This is a genomic window from Lamprocystis purpurea DSM 4197, from assembly GCF_000379525.1.
Taxonomy (GTDB): domain Bacteria; phylum Pseudomonadota; class Gammaproteobacteria; order Chromatiales; family Chromatiaceae; genus Thiodictyon; species Thiodictyon purpureum.
This window is the reverse complement of the sequence record NZ_KB902419.1, coordinates 18,582-31,540: the sequence shown is the minus strand read 5'-3', so window position 1 is coordinate 31,540 and position 12,959 is coordinate 18,582. Positions and strand designations below refer to the sequence as shown.

Here is a 12,959-nt window from a genome sequence, read left to right as displayed (position 1 = left end):
AAGGACCCCACGGTGGCAAAGACGCCGACGAAACGATCATCAGCGCAAAGGCCGCAACCCGACCCAGCCCAGATCAAGGCCATAGAGCGTTTGCTCGGGACGGAAGACTATCCGCACGCGATTGCGCGGGCACGCGCGCTGGTGGCGCGCTACCCCGATCATGGCGGCGCCAATCGGTTACTGGTCGATGCGCTGTATCAGGGCGAGGGTCGGGCCGCCGCCACCCTGGCCGCCTATCAGTGGGCGGAGCGGCGGCCGAATAGTCTGGCCGCTACGGAGGCACTCTTCCAACTCGCGATCGAAGGCCGGTATTTCCTGCTTGCGCTGCGGGTCGAGTCTCGAATGCAGCAGCTGGGAGTGATCACCGGCGATGGCCCCCGCACCGACGAAATGATCGATGAATTACTGGAACAACCCGACGGCTCCCGCGCAACCCGAGAGGAACAGGAGCGATTCGAGATCGGCAAGGTGCACCTGGAGGCTCACGATTTCGTCGGCGCCGCGCGTGTCCTGCAGGGCGTCAACACGACCCCGGCGCGCAACAACCGGGCCCTCGCCCTGTTTCACCTGGATCGCGCCGACGCCGCCTTGACCGCCTTCCTGGATGCCTGGGCGCGCGACCCGGACAATCTTTTCGCCCTGAGTTTCGCCCTGCAGCTGCGGCTGTATCGCGGCGATGAGACCGGCGCCGGCGGGCTCGCGGTTCCTTTGGCTCAGGCCCATGCGCGGCGCGCCGAAGATGCCCAGGCCCAGGTCGCCGCGTTGCTACTGCTTCAGGAGAACCAAGCCGCGTGGGAGGCCTTCGAGCGCACCAGTCGAGCGGACTGGACGGCTGACCAGACCGGCCTCCTAGAGGCCTTGCGACTCTTGCAGGGCGCCGGAGCGGCCAGCCGACTCGGGCGTCGCGAGCAGGCCAGAACGCTGTGGGAACAGGCACTGAAGCAGAGTCCGGGACTCCCGGCCGCGACCGCCAACCTCGCGGCCCTGAAAGCGGACGGCAAGCCGCCCACCTACCCGATGATCTTTGACCTGGGCGTGGTATTGCCCGTCGCCTGGGTCAATGGCATTCTCACCAGCAAGACCACGCCAAGGACGATCGAGTCACACCTCAGCGCGCTGACTGCCACAGATGGCTACCTGGACGCCATCTACCGTGGCGGCGATGACCGCGTACGCAGCATCGTCGGGCTCCTGCTGAGACATCGGCTGAAGTTCCCCCATCCGATCTCCTCAACGGCCGACCCGAGCGCGCGGCATGCACCGCTCATCCTCCGGGAACTGGCACGCCTGCCCATTGGTACGAAGGAGGAACACATCGGGTTCTTCACCGCCCTGCGCGAACACAATCTGATTGGAACCGACGAGATCATCGAATATTGGGACGGCACATCACTGCAGCGGATCCAGATGCTCGCGACCCAGATCGATCGTGAACCGGGGCCGATCGATCTGCCGGACGACCTCCGGCCTGTTCTCGAACAAGCCCTGAGCCTGCTGCTGGGAGGCCGGATCGATGCTGCAGAGGCATGCCTCAATACCATCCTGGAACGCGTCCCCGAACACCCCATCGCTTTAGGTAATCTGGCAGGAATCCGCTCTGGCCAGGGCCGCTATCAGGAGGTCGAGGCGATCCTGCGCCGGATCATCGCCGCCCACCCCGACTACCTGTTCGCCCGGTGCAACCTGGCCGCCATCGAAATCGAGGCGGGTCATCTGGACGCGGCCAAAGCATTACTTGATGGCCTCATGCAGCGGCCGCGGCTGCACGTTCAGGAGGCATTTTCACTCTACAGTGTCATGGCGATGCTGAATCAGGCATCCGGCCAAGGTGCGTCTGCCGACGGACTCATCGCCACCCTCGAGCGGCTGGTGGAAAACGAACTGGACGAGCGGATGCTCGCCAACGCCAAGGCCCGGGTCGCACAGGTTACCGCGAAGAAGCGTCGCACGACCGGCTTCAGGTCATTCTTCGGACTGAAGGACTGACCGGTGTTGTCGAAGAGGCCGCGGCGGCCGATGCCAACTATGAACCGTATGGCCCAAGAAAGCGCTCGCCATTGAAATGGGATTCAAAAGAGCCAGCAAACACAGAGCGGAGCGCTCGTTGTGCTGGGCACGAGGCAGACCGAGCGAGATCAGGATCTGGTACGCGCCTTCGGTATGACCGTTATGTTGCATCATGTCGAGAACATCTCAAACTTGCTATCGATCATCGCCTGGGTCAACACACAATTTTGCTCCATTGCCCAAGCCCCGAGAGCAATCAACACTTCGCGGCTTGGGTATTTCATGAGCTTAAGATCCGTTGCGTTCACCTGCGTATGCCCGCTAAAACGTCGAAAATTCTCATCCACCGCCGTTGTGCTGAGAAAGACGGCTAAACCGTAAGCCAAAGCCTCCGGCAAACCTTTTTTGCTTTGATGAAATACATTCAAGTGGTTCTCAAAGCCCAAAGCCTCGACACCGTCGAACGCGTCCGGATTCACCACGCCGGCAACAACGCGCCGCCTTTCCTCTTTCGCTGAGAAGCGGCGTACCACGCAATAACAGCCTACCGGGTAAAGCCACTTCTCGGTTTCCGGGTTGCGCCGAATCGCGTTCGCTTTATTCAGTCCTGGTTGCGGCCACTGTGTCTTCAGGCACCTGAAATGCGCGGGGTAGAGTAGCGGGACCGCGCCTGGTTCCGGCATAGGACGCAGATGCTCTTTGAGTCTGAAGTCGACAACCGGCCCGGTTGATACGTTGACCCCGAGATCTTCCAATGAATAGCGGATGATACCTGATTGCTCGATAGGAAGTTGTTCAATCGTGGTCGGTACGTGAATAAAGCGCGCTGCATCATCAAGAAACACAATACGCTCAAAGGGATGCATGTTGATGCTGAGGTCAACGAAACTATCATCGGTGGAGGTTGAGACGGTGACCTCACCTTGTCGGCCGCCGCGTTCAAGTACGAGAATGACATTCTCCTGTAGTACCGCATCGTCTTTGAACTGCTTGTTGCGCGAGTCAAACAGGTGTAACTGACGGATCGCGGTACGCTCCAGCAAAAAGTCGCGGAATGGCCGGTAATAAGGTCCGTTGCAAAAGCTGCGTGGGATGATCGCGACAAGCTGTCCGCCAGGCGCCAGCAGAGCCACTGTCAACGCGAGAAACGCCGAGTATAAGTTGACTGTCTCAATCCCGACTTGCCTCAGCAAAAGACGGTGATGGGAGTCACTGTTGATTTTCTTGTAAGGCGGATTCAGGATCGCGTGAGTAAAATCGCACTGCCCGAACTGAATCCGATTTACCGCCTGTTCGATGAAGTCACCACCAAGCACTTCGTATTTTAACGAGACTTCAGTCGCATGGCTGGAAAGCGTATGATTGAGCTCGTGCTGAAGCAGGTTGTCCAGTTCAAAAGCCGTCACCGTGATTTCCGAAAAAGCCAGATCACCGGATTGACACCTGTCGAGAAATGCGCTTGAAAGTGAGCCAATACCCGCGCCCGGATCAAGTAGCCGACACGGGCATTTCAGCATCGGATTGAATAGCCCTGCCATAAAGCGAGCGGTAGTGGCCGGCGTGAGAAACTGACCAAATTGCGATTTCCGCTTCGCCGCGGTGTTTCTGGATAGGCTTAATCGGGTCTCTTCAACGGCCGATAACAATCGGTTTGCCTCCTGGATAGCGTGTCGCCCCGTCGTTTGGTGGTGCTCAGGTCAGCGGTTCTCTCCCGGTTGGACCTTGGTCATAAACCTGGCCGCCGCGCGATCTGCGCGGTCGTCGGTCCGCACAGCGGACCCTACAGATCGCGGTTTCCCCGTAGGGTCCGCTGTGCGGACCGTCGGCGGCCGGAACGATGATCAAGCCCCCCCCTTTCGGGCAGGTCACCCGGGGACGCTGACCGATGACTTTGCTGACAGGATACCCCAGGTCGACGACCCGCTCGTCCTGTTCGCCAAACCTGACACGATCGCGAGGCTTGGGGCCTTGGGGCAGCCCAGGTTTCCCGGTATACACTACGAAACGACCAGACCGGCCGCTGAATCAGCCGGCATAGAACCGACAACCGGGGAACCACGTGACGCCTGGCGGACAAGACGTGAGACGCGGTAAGCGCTGGGCAGCGGCCGGGCAGGGCGCCTTGATACTGCTGGCCGTCTGGGTTGCGTTCGCGCACGCGGCGACGGTGCAGGACTATGGTCCGATCCGCTCCGGGGAGACCCTTTGGCAGGTGGCGGGCCGGGTCCACCCCGGTGCCGGGCTCGATCGGAATCAGATCATGCTGGCCCTGCTGCGGGCCAATCCGGACGCCTTCACGCCGTCCTGCAATGTCAACGGGACCTTGCGCCTTGGCGCTCGACTGCGGGTGCCGACTCCGGAAGCGATCGGCGCGGTGGATCGGCAAACCGCGCGAGCGACGATCGCACAGCAGACACGGGAGTGGGCGGATCATCGCCGCGGCGGCGAACCGCTGGACTGTGCACTCGTTGCTCCAAGTGCCCTGGAAGGGGTCGCTGAGACGCCCGGCGCGACTGCACTAACCGTTGTCGACCTGCCGTCTCCAGCACCGGCGAGCCCGCCCGTCCTGCAGCCGGTTCCGGCAAGCACATCGCCCGACCCCGACCAGCCGCTGTTGGCCAAGGTCTACCCGGACGCATCGATCTCGATCCAGCCGACGACCCCGGACGCGCCGGAACAACCAAGTACCCTGTTACCGCCCGGTGCACGCGCCCCTGCATGGCTCCTCACGGCCTTGACCATCGGTCTGCTGGGGATCGCGTTGATCCGCTGGGAGCAGGTCCAATTGGGCCGGACCGCGCACCTGACCCCAACCGCGGCGCTCGCCGCGGCGATCACGCTGCCCAAACGCGCCGTCTTGCTGCTGGCACTCGGACCGCGCGATCTGCACCTGCTGTTGCTGCTGGCCGCCGTGACCGGCGTGCTCGGTGCCCTGGTGACCGTCGTGTTTCGCGAGGCGATCGACGGGCTGGCGTCGCTCTACGGGGGCCACGGCAGCAGCCTGGCGGCCATGGCCGTGGCCCTGCCGGCCTGGCAACGGCTGCTGATTCCCGCGCTCGGCGGGCTGATCGCCGGTCTGATCCTGCAGGAGATCGGCACCCGGCTGCGGGGGCGCACCACCACCGATTATATGGAGGCCGTGGCGGTCGGGGACGGCTGGATCAGTATCCGCCAGAGCCTGGTGCGGGCCGCCTCGTCGCTGTTCACGGTGGCCTCCGGCGGGTCGATCGGTCGCGAAGGGGCGATGGTGCAGTTGGCGGCGATGGTCGCCTCGGCCCTGGGACGGCTCAGCCGCTTGCCGACCGACCGCTTGCGTTTGCTGGTCGCCGCCGGCGCGGCGGCCGGACTCGCCGCCGCCTACAACGCGCCGCTCGCCGCGACCATCTTCGTCGCCGAGATCGTCCTCGGCTCCATCGCCCTGGAGTACATCGGGCCGGTGATCGTCGCCGCGGTGATCGCGAGCGTCACGGTTCACGACATTTTCGGCTATGCGCCGACCTATGCCATCCCCGAGTTCAGTCTGGTGAGCGATTGGGAACTGGGACTTTTTATTGTGCTCGGCCTGGTTGCCGGTCATCTCGCGCCGTTCTTCCTGCAGTTGCTGGAGCGGACCTCGCAACTGTTCGCCAGGATGCCGCTTCCCCTGGTCGGCCGGATGACCGTCGGCGGACTCATCGTCGGCGCCATCTCGGTTTACGAACCCCAGGTCTGGGGTAAGGGCTACAGCGTGGTCGACTCGGTGTTACTCGCACCCTGGGCCTGGCAAGCGCTGGTGACTGTGCTGGTGCTGAAGATGCTCGCAACCGCGGTGACGCTCGGTTCCGGCGGCATCGGCGGCGCCTTCACGCCGACGCTCTTCGTCGGCGCCATGCTCGGCGCCCTGTTCGGCACCTTGATCCATGCACTCCTGCCCGATGGCACCGGGCCGGTCAGCGCGTATGCGGTGGTCGGCATGGGTGCCATGCTGGCGGGGACCACCCACGCGCCGCTGATGTCGATCCTGATGATCCTGGAAATGACCATGGATTATCAGATCGTCCTGCCGCTGATGCTTGCGGTCGTCATCGCTCATTACACCGCGGTGCGTTATACCGGGGTCCGACCCATGTATGCCGAGTCACTGCTGCCGCGTTCGGCCGCGCCAGCCTGATGGACGGGTCACCCACCCTGTTCGCCGACCATCCATCTGTGGCAGCATGGCGGGGCCTTCCGTTGCGCTTGCGCCGCTCGTCAGCGACGCAAGCCAGCGATCATGTTGCAACCGACTCACGACGAGGACCAAGATCATGACGATAAGGCCGGATTATCCGACCGTGCTGCTATTTGCCGGCCTCTCCCTGGCGGGCGTCGCATCCGCCGCAGAACCCCAGACAGAGACGGCTCCGGCGACGGCCACTCAGGCAGTCGATCCCGCGGCCATGCAGGCGCTGGACCGCATGGGTGCCTATCTGCGCGGCCTGCCCACTTTCAACTTGGAGGCGAATGACGCGACCGACGAAGTGCTGGAATCCGGTGAAAAGATCCAACTGTTGAAAACAGTCGCGCTTCAGGTACGCAAGCCAGACCATCTGCATGCCGAGGTGACAACGGACCGCAAGGCGCGCGAGATCTTTTACGACGGCAAGCAATTCACTTTGTTGGCGCCGGAGACCGGCTACTACGCGACTGTGGCGGCCCCAGCCAGCATCGGCGCATTGCTCACCGAGATCGAAACAAAGTTCGGTATCGAGATCCCGCTGGTGGATCTCTTTCATTGGGGTGAGAACGCGGACGCGGCAACGGAAGTCACACAGGCGACGGTGGTTGGTACCAGCAAGATCGCCGGCCAGGCGGCGGACCATTACGCTTTCCGTCAGGACGACATCGACTGGCAAATCTGGATTGCGCAGGGCGACGCCCCCTTGCCACTGCGCTATGTCATCACCACCAAGGACCTGCCGGGTGAACCGCAGTACGCGGCCAACCTGAGTTGGAATACGCAAGCCAGGCCAGATGATGCGGTTTTTACATTCACGCCAAATGAAAACAACCACCCGATCGCCATCGCCGTCCGTGACGAGTCCCAGGCAACATCCGAAGCGAAACCCTAGCGAGGCCTCAAGATGAAACGCCTATCACAGCACGCCATCACGCTGGCCGCCGTGTCACTCTTGTGCGCCACTGTCGGCCTGATGTCTCTGGATGCCTGGGCCGGCAGGGGCGGCGGAGGTCATGCCCGAACTTCGGTCAACCGGGGTGCCCACGTCAACCGGAATACGAACGTCAATCGCCAGGCGAACCTGAACCGCAATACCAATATCAACCGCAGCGCGAATGTGAATGTCGACCGCAATGTCAATCGTAATGTCGACCGCAACATCAACCGCAATGTCGATGTTCATCGTTACAACGACATCGATGTCGACGTGAACCGCCGCTGGAATCACCCGGTGGGGACCGCGGTGGCGATCGGGGCCACCGCCGCAATCATCGGCTCAATCGTCTATTCGCTACCGCCCTCATGTTCCATGGTTAATGTCGGCGGAATCACCTATCAGCGCTGCGGCTCAACCTGGTACCAGCCGCGTTATGCGGGCACCAGCGTACAGTATGTGGTGGTGAACTCGCCCTATTGAGCGACACGGCAGGTGCGATGCGCATCGCGTTTGGCCATGCGCTCTCGCGACAACAACAAAGCGGCGGGCTAACGCCCGTCGCTGCGGACCTCGAAAACGCAAGCCGGGTCACCCATCGCCTGGCACTGCACCTCGATGACCCGCACCTTGGAGTCGACCAGTTCCCTGAAGAGCCGCTCGAAGGTTGCGCCATAGAAGTCACACAAGGGGACCGGAGCTTGGACACCGAGACACACGCGTGAGCCCTCGATGATGAAGCGGGTCGGCGTTCCGGCCTGGGTACTGAAGCGGGCGCTGCCGGCGAAGGTCCAGGCGTTGCGCTCGATCGCTTTGAGCAGGACGCGGCCGGCGAGGAAACCCGGCAGGAATTTCAGCACGACCTGCGCCGGGCGGGGAATACGCTTGGCCAGCAGATAATCGCCGGTGCGCCGCCCGGCATCGGCACCGATCTGGCGGGCTTCCTTGATGCCCAGTATGTCACGCAGGGCGTGATGCAGCGCGGTGACCTCGCGCTCGTCGACCATCTCCTGCGGCAGTGAATCGAGATAACCGGCAAGCCCGGCGCGCTCGAATACCCTGGTCAGGGCCTCCGGGCCCGGACCGTCCCGCAGCGCCTCGGCGACCCGCCAGATGGCGTTCGGCCCGATGCGCGCGGGTGCCGAACCGGCGTCCCCGGCGGCTTCTGGTGTTTCCTGTGCACCCATCTTCAACAGACTCGCGCCACGTTCGACTGACCATTGCTCCAGGAGATGGATATCTCGTGTGGGGCACAGAGGCTGCGCAGGAAATAGCGCCCACGCTGGGTGACCCGCATGGTGTCACCACTGAACTCGACCAGACCGTGGTCGACCCACTGCGTCAGACGTTCATAGTCCCGATCGAAGTCGGTGGCCAGACCGGCCGGTACGTCCAGATTGCACATGAGTCGCGCGACGGCCTGCCGCCGGCGCAGGTCCGCATCGGTCATCGTGTGACCCCAGTGAAGGGGGAATCGCCCGGCTTCGATCTCACTGCGCCAGGCGTCAATTCCCGGCTGGTTCTGGATCAGGACCCGATCGACTTCGCCTAAACTGCTGCTGCCAAGCGCGATCAGATGCCGGGTCGGTGAGCTGGTGTAACCAAGACAGGTGTGCCGCAGTGTCCCCGCCAGCTGCGCATCAGCGAGTTCATCGCCATCGCGCGCGAACCAATCGACCCCGATCCAATGGTAGCCGGCGTCGGTAAAGCCGCGTACGGCGCTTTGCAGCAAACCGAGCTTTTCCCCGGTACCGGGCAAGCAACCCGCCTCGATCGCGTATTGATGCGGCCGCGCGGTCGGGAGATGGGAATAGCTGAAGCAGCGCACTCGATCCGGGTTGATTTCGATGACCCGCTCCAGGGTCGACTCGAAACTCTGCTCGGTCTGATTAGGCAATCCATAGATCAAATCCAGGCTGACGTTCTCGAACCCGGTCTCGCGCGCGATGGCACAAACATCCCGGACCAGGCCGAGCGAATTGATTCGACCGATCGCATGCTGGACCCGGGCATCCAAATCCTGGATGCCGAAGCTCACCCCGGTAAAACCCAAGCCTTTGAGCAATTCCAGTTGCCCGGCGGATGCGCGCCGCGGATTGCATTCGATCGCCGCGGTCGTGTTGGCGCCAAACCGGAAGCGTCTGGTCACCATCTCCATCAGTCGGATCAGTTGTGAGTCCGAGAGATAGTTGGGCGTACCGCCGCCCAAATGCAGTTGAGACAAGACGCGCCCCGTACCGAGACGCTCGGTCACCAGATCCATTTCCTGTTCCAAGGTGTCCAGGTAGCGGTCGATCCGCTCCGCTTCATGGGTCACCGTGGTATGGCAGGCGCAATAGAGACACCGCACCGGACAGAAGGGCAGGTGCACATAGACCGCCACCGCCTCATCCGGACGCCCGGCGAGGGCGGTCAGGGCACTCGCATACTCCGCTGACGGCAGTCGTCCGGCGTTGGCCGAGGGCGTGAAGGTGATCGCCTCGGCAGCGGGATGCGCAAAGTGCTCCAGCAGATTCCGCGGAATATCGGCGAAGAGGGTAGGGGTCATGGCGGCCCCCGGCTCAGGTCGTCGACGTGGCGGTTGCAGTCTTCTCCAATCCCGCGGCTGACACCGCCGGGGGCATTCCAGGCGCGCCGATCTGCTCCTCGTACACCTCGTCGCTCGGCCCGCCGCACGCCAGCACCTTGATCGGCGTTCCCTTGAAATTCACGTCGGCGGTCAGGTCCGGCCGGCTGAGCTTCAACTCGGCAATCTGCTCGGACGTCAGGACTTTGGTCTCATCGAAGCCCAGATCGACCTCGGTGGAGAAGCCCTTGCGCTTGACCCGTCCCAGGTCGTAGAACTTCTTGGTGATCGTGGTCTTGGCAAACGCCTTGAGACAGCCCAGCATATAGCGGCGCTTGAACTTATCTCTGATCCAGGGGTATTCGAAGAAACTCTTGCGCATATAGAAACGCGCGTAGTTCTTCAGCACGCCCTTCAGAACCTGCTCGCGGGTCATGGCCTCCGGCTTCATGATCGGCGTGACGAAGTTGTACTTGGAGTAGTCGCGCACTTCGACCCGATCCCCCAGGTCCTCGAACAATTCGGCGAAGGGCCAGGGGGTATACATGTTCCAATTGACCATGTCCGGCTTCCAGTCCTGGGCCAGACGGTAGGTCTCCTCGATGGTCTCCGGGGTCTCGTTCTCCAGGCCCATGATGAACTGGACCTCGGCCACGATGCCGGCATCGCGCAGCAGCTTCACGGCCAGCTTGTTCTGCTCCACCGTGGTCTGCTTGCGGAACACGTCCAGGTTCAACTGGGCGGCCGCCTCGGTACCGAGCGAGACGTGCACCAGACCCGCCTTGCGGTACAGCGGCAACAGGTCGCGGTCGCGCATGATGTCGGTCACGCGGGTATTGATGCCCCAGTGAATGTTCACCTTGCGGGCAATCAACTCCTCGCAGAGTGCGACGAACTTGCGCTTGAAGATGGTCGGTTCTTCATCGGCCAGAATCATGAAGCCGACGTTGTAATCCCGCACCAGGATCTCGACTTCATCGACGAACTTCTTGGGGTCACGGTGCCGGTAGGTGCGCCAGAACTTCCATTGCGAACAGAAGCGGCAGGTGAAGGGACAGCCGCGCGCGAAGTTGGGGACTGCCACGCGACAGTTCAGCGGAATATAGATGTACAGGTCCCATTTGAGCAGGGACCAGTCGGGGACCAGCGCATCCAAATCCTGGATGACCGGGTTCGCCGGGGTTGCCACCACCTGACCGTCATCGTCGAGATAGGCAATGCCCAGGATCCGGCGCCGATCCGCCTTATCGGTGCCCTTCTCAACGGACTTGAGCAGGTTGACGATGATCTCCTCGCCCTCACCGCGCACGATGTAATCGATCCAGGGCGCCTCGCCCAAGACCTGGGTGTACATGAACGTGGGGTGAATGCCGCCCAGCACGGTCACGCACTTGGGCAGCGCCTCCTTGGCGAGTTGCAGTGTACTTTGGGCTTTGTAGATCATCGGGGTGATGGCGGTCGCCAACACCACGTCCGGAGCGTGCTCGCGAATGATCTCACGGAGCTTCTCGTCCGGGATATCCTCGCACATCGCATCGATGAAACGGACATTGTTGTAGCCCGCCTGTTTCAGGGCGCCGCCGATATAGGCCACCCAGCCGGGCGGCCAGTTTCCGGCGATCTCTGCTCCGCCCGCGTGATAGTTCGGCTGAATCATCAAAATGCGCATGTGCTACTCCCGAAAGACTGTGGCTAACCGCTTGCTGTCGTACGTCGAACCCGGCCACGCGGATGGACCAGGTCGTTTCGGTCTTGTTCTTGCCTTCACTGGCACAGGCCCGCCCTCAGGCACCGCCCCGCGGCAGTCCCTCTGCCCGCGCGCTCAAATGCTCCAAAGTCAGCGTCCGCTGATCGCAGCCAATTGGGCTGACCGACCCGGCCCGCGAACCCTTGCCCGTTGCGAGCCCACGCGGGAGCGCCATACCGAGCGCCGCGACCGCGGCTTGAAGGCCCAGGCCCAGAGTGCCTCGTCCGGCAGGGGCAACACCAGGAACCAGTGTTCGAGCACCGCCAGCGCCAACAAGACCGCAACCAGGAGTTGTCCGGTGCTGCCGAAGGGGCCGGTCTCGAGATCAAGTGCCCCGCTGATCATCAGCACACAACCGATGGTTCCGCCACTCACCGACAGCGGAAACAGATAATTCATGGAGCGCTGACCCATATAGGACTGGAGAAAGCGCAGATGCTCCGGCAGCCAATCGATATGCAGGTTCGGCACCCCGAAGAAGATATTGAGCTTCGCACTCCAGCGCATCACCCAGAGCACGCAATAGGTCCAGAGGCCGACCTGATTGTCCGCATTCCAACAGAATACGGCCAGCAGCAGGCCCATGGCTACCACAGAAAGTTCGTGGTAAAGACTGGTGCCGATAGCCAGGCCGAAGCGTCGCCAGGACCCGCAGCCCGGAGGGCAGGGAGTCTTATGCGGTCCGCTGACCAGGCCCATGAAATAGCTCATCTCCAGCGTGCCCCAAACCAGGACACCGCAGGTGAAACCGATATAGGCGTGCGCCACCGAGGTGCCGCTGCCGGAGACGACGACCCCGACGATGGCACCAATCAACACCAGCGCGCCGCCGGTCAGACTCCAGCGATAGGTGTGTGTCGGCAGGCTATCGAGGTAGAGGATGATTCCGGTTCCGAGCCACCAGACGAACAGGGCATAGAGCGCGGGTGCGGCATAATCGAACATGCAGTCGTGTTCCAGGCTGGAAACCGGGCGAGCCCTAGAGCGGCTGCCGGGTCTGAGTCGCGGTCACCGGGGGCGCTTGCGCGGGATCGCTCCCGCGGGCGTCCAGCAGCGCGGCGAAGGCCCCTTCATTGGTCGGACCGAAAGAGCGCAGTTCGATGACCTGCCCGGTCCCCAGATCGCGCAGGATCAGGCGTCCATCGGCGAGGCGCGCCACCTGAAACGGGGTGTCGTCACCGACCCCGCGACTGCGGCGCGCACGCGCCGTAGAGCGCAGCACACCGCGAATGAACTGGTTGCTGCCTGCTTCAAGCACCGTGATGACAGTACCATCCGCAATGGCGCGCACGGTCAGCGCAGCGTCGCCCTGGCCCTCGAACCGCAGGTCCAGCGACTGCACCACCGGCGCCAGCGGGACATGACTGATCCCGAGACCGGTGAGCCGCGCCGTGATGACCAGCACCAGACTGAATCCGATCAGGGACGCGATGGCGATCAGCATCTTCCGCGGCATCAGGTTATGGGAATGATCACTCATGAGGCTTACATCGACCGAAAATCGGGA

The 12,959-nt window shown here is 62.6% G+C and carries 10 protein-coding genes; 4 read left to right on the top strand and 6 right to left on the bottom strand.

Annotated elements, in window-relative coordinates; genetic code table 11:
* The first annotated feature begins 12 nt into the window (after positions 1-12).
* Positions 13-1,986 carry a tetratricopeptide repeat protein gene (locus A39O_RS0106820; protein WP_169338412.1) on the top strand — a complete coding sequence of 658 codons (1,974 nt, stop codon included), beginning with the start codon at positions 13-15 and terminating at the stop codon, positions 1,984-1,986.
* A gap of 191 nt (positions 1,987-2,177) precedes the next feature.
* On the opposite strand, the gene A39O_RS0106815 is transcribed toward A39O_RS0106820, so the two are convergent.
* Positions 2,178-3,653, bottom strand: coding sequence for an Eco57I restriction-modification methylase domain-containing protein (locus A39O_RS0106815; protein WP_026199216.1), 1,476 nt, complete (start codon positions 3,651-3,653; stop codon positions 2,178-2,180).
* 434 nt (positions 3,654-4,087) lie between these two features.
* Here A39O_RS0106815 and A39O_RS36320 point away from each other — a divergent pair, with 434 nt between their 5' ends.
* The 3 genes from A39O_RS36320 to A39O_RS0106800 all read left to right on the top strand — a co-directional run bounded on the left by A39O_RS36320 (position 4,088) and on the right by A39O_RS0106800 (position 7,622).
* A complete protein-coding gene (locus tag A39O_RS36320; RefSeq protein WP_020503942.1) occupies positions 4,088-6,157 on the top strand; it encodes a ClcB-like voltage-gated chloride channel protein in 2,070 nt (689 codons plus the stop codon).
* A 136-nt stretch (positions 6,158-6,293) separates the two neighbouring features.
* Positions 6,294-7,097: a DUF2092 domain-containing protein gene (locus A39O_RS0106805; RefSeq protein WP_020503941.1), complete on the top strand. Its 804-nt coding sequence runs from the start codon at positions 6,294-6,296 to the stop codon at positions 7,095-7,097.
* An 81-nt stretch (positions 7,098-7,178) separates the two neighbouring features.
* Positions 7,179-7,622 (top strand): hypothetical protein, encoded by a 444-nt coding sequence (locus A39O_RS0106800; RefSeq protein WP_245561802.1) that lies wholly within the window; start codon positions 7,179-7,181, stop codon positions 7,620-7,622.
* Positions 7,623-7,690: 68 nt separating this feature from the next.
* Here A39O_RS0106800 and bchJ read toward each other — a convergent pair whose 3' ends face one another.
* The 5 genes from bchJ to puhC form a co-directional block, all read right to left on the bottom strand.
* Positions 7,691-8,326, bottom strand: coding sequence for a bacteriochlorophyll 4-vinyl reductase (gene bchJ, locus A39O_RS0106795; protein WP_020503939.1), 636 nt, complete (start codon positions 8,324-8,326; stop codon positions 7,691-7,693).
* A 2-nt stretch (positions 8,327-8,328) separates the two neighbouring features.
* Positions 8,329-9,687 carry an oxygen-independent coproporphyrinogen III oxidase gene (gene hemN / locus A39O_RS0106790; RefSeq protein ID WP_020503938.1) on the bottom strand — a complete coding sequence of 453 codons (1,359 nt, stop codon included), beginning with the start codon at positions 9,685-9,687 and terminating at the stop codon, positions 8,329-8,331.
* A gap of 13 nt (positions 9,688-9,700) precedes the next feature.
* The gene (gene bchE, locus A39O_RS0106785) at positions 9,701-11,374 is read right to left on the bottom strand and encodes a magnesium-protoporphyrin IX monomethyl ester anaerobic oxidative cyclase (RefSeq protein WP_020503937.1); all 1,674 of its coding nucleotides are present in this window, start codon (positions 11,372-11,374) and stop codon (positions 9,701-9,703) included.
* Between the two features lie 168 nt (positions 11,375-11,542).
* Positions 11,543-12,397, bottom strand: coding sequence for a putative photosynthetic complex assembly protein PuhE (gene puhE / locus A39O_RS0106780; RefSeq protein ID WP_020503936.1), 855 nt, complete (start codon positions 12,395-12,397; stop codon positions 11,543-11,545).
* 34 nt (positions 12,398-12,431) lie between these two features.
* Positions 12,432-12,932 (bottom strand): photosynthetic complex assembly protein PuhC, encoded by a 501-nt coding sequence (gene puhC / locus A39O_RS32350; protein ID WP_020503935.1) that lies wholly within the window; start codon positions 12,930-12,932, stop codon positions 12,432-12,434.
* Positions 12,933-12,959: the final 27 nt, after the last annotated feature.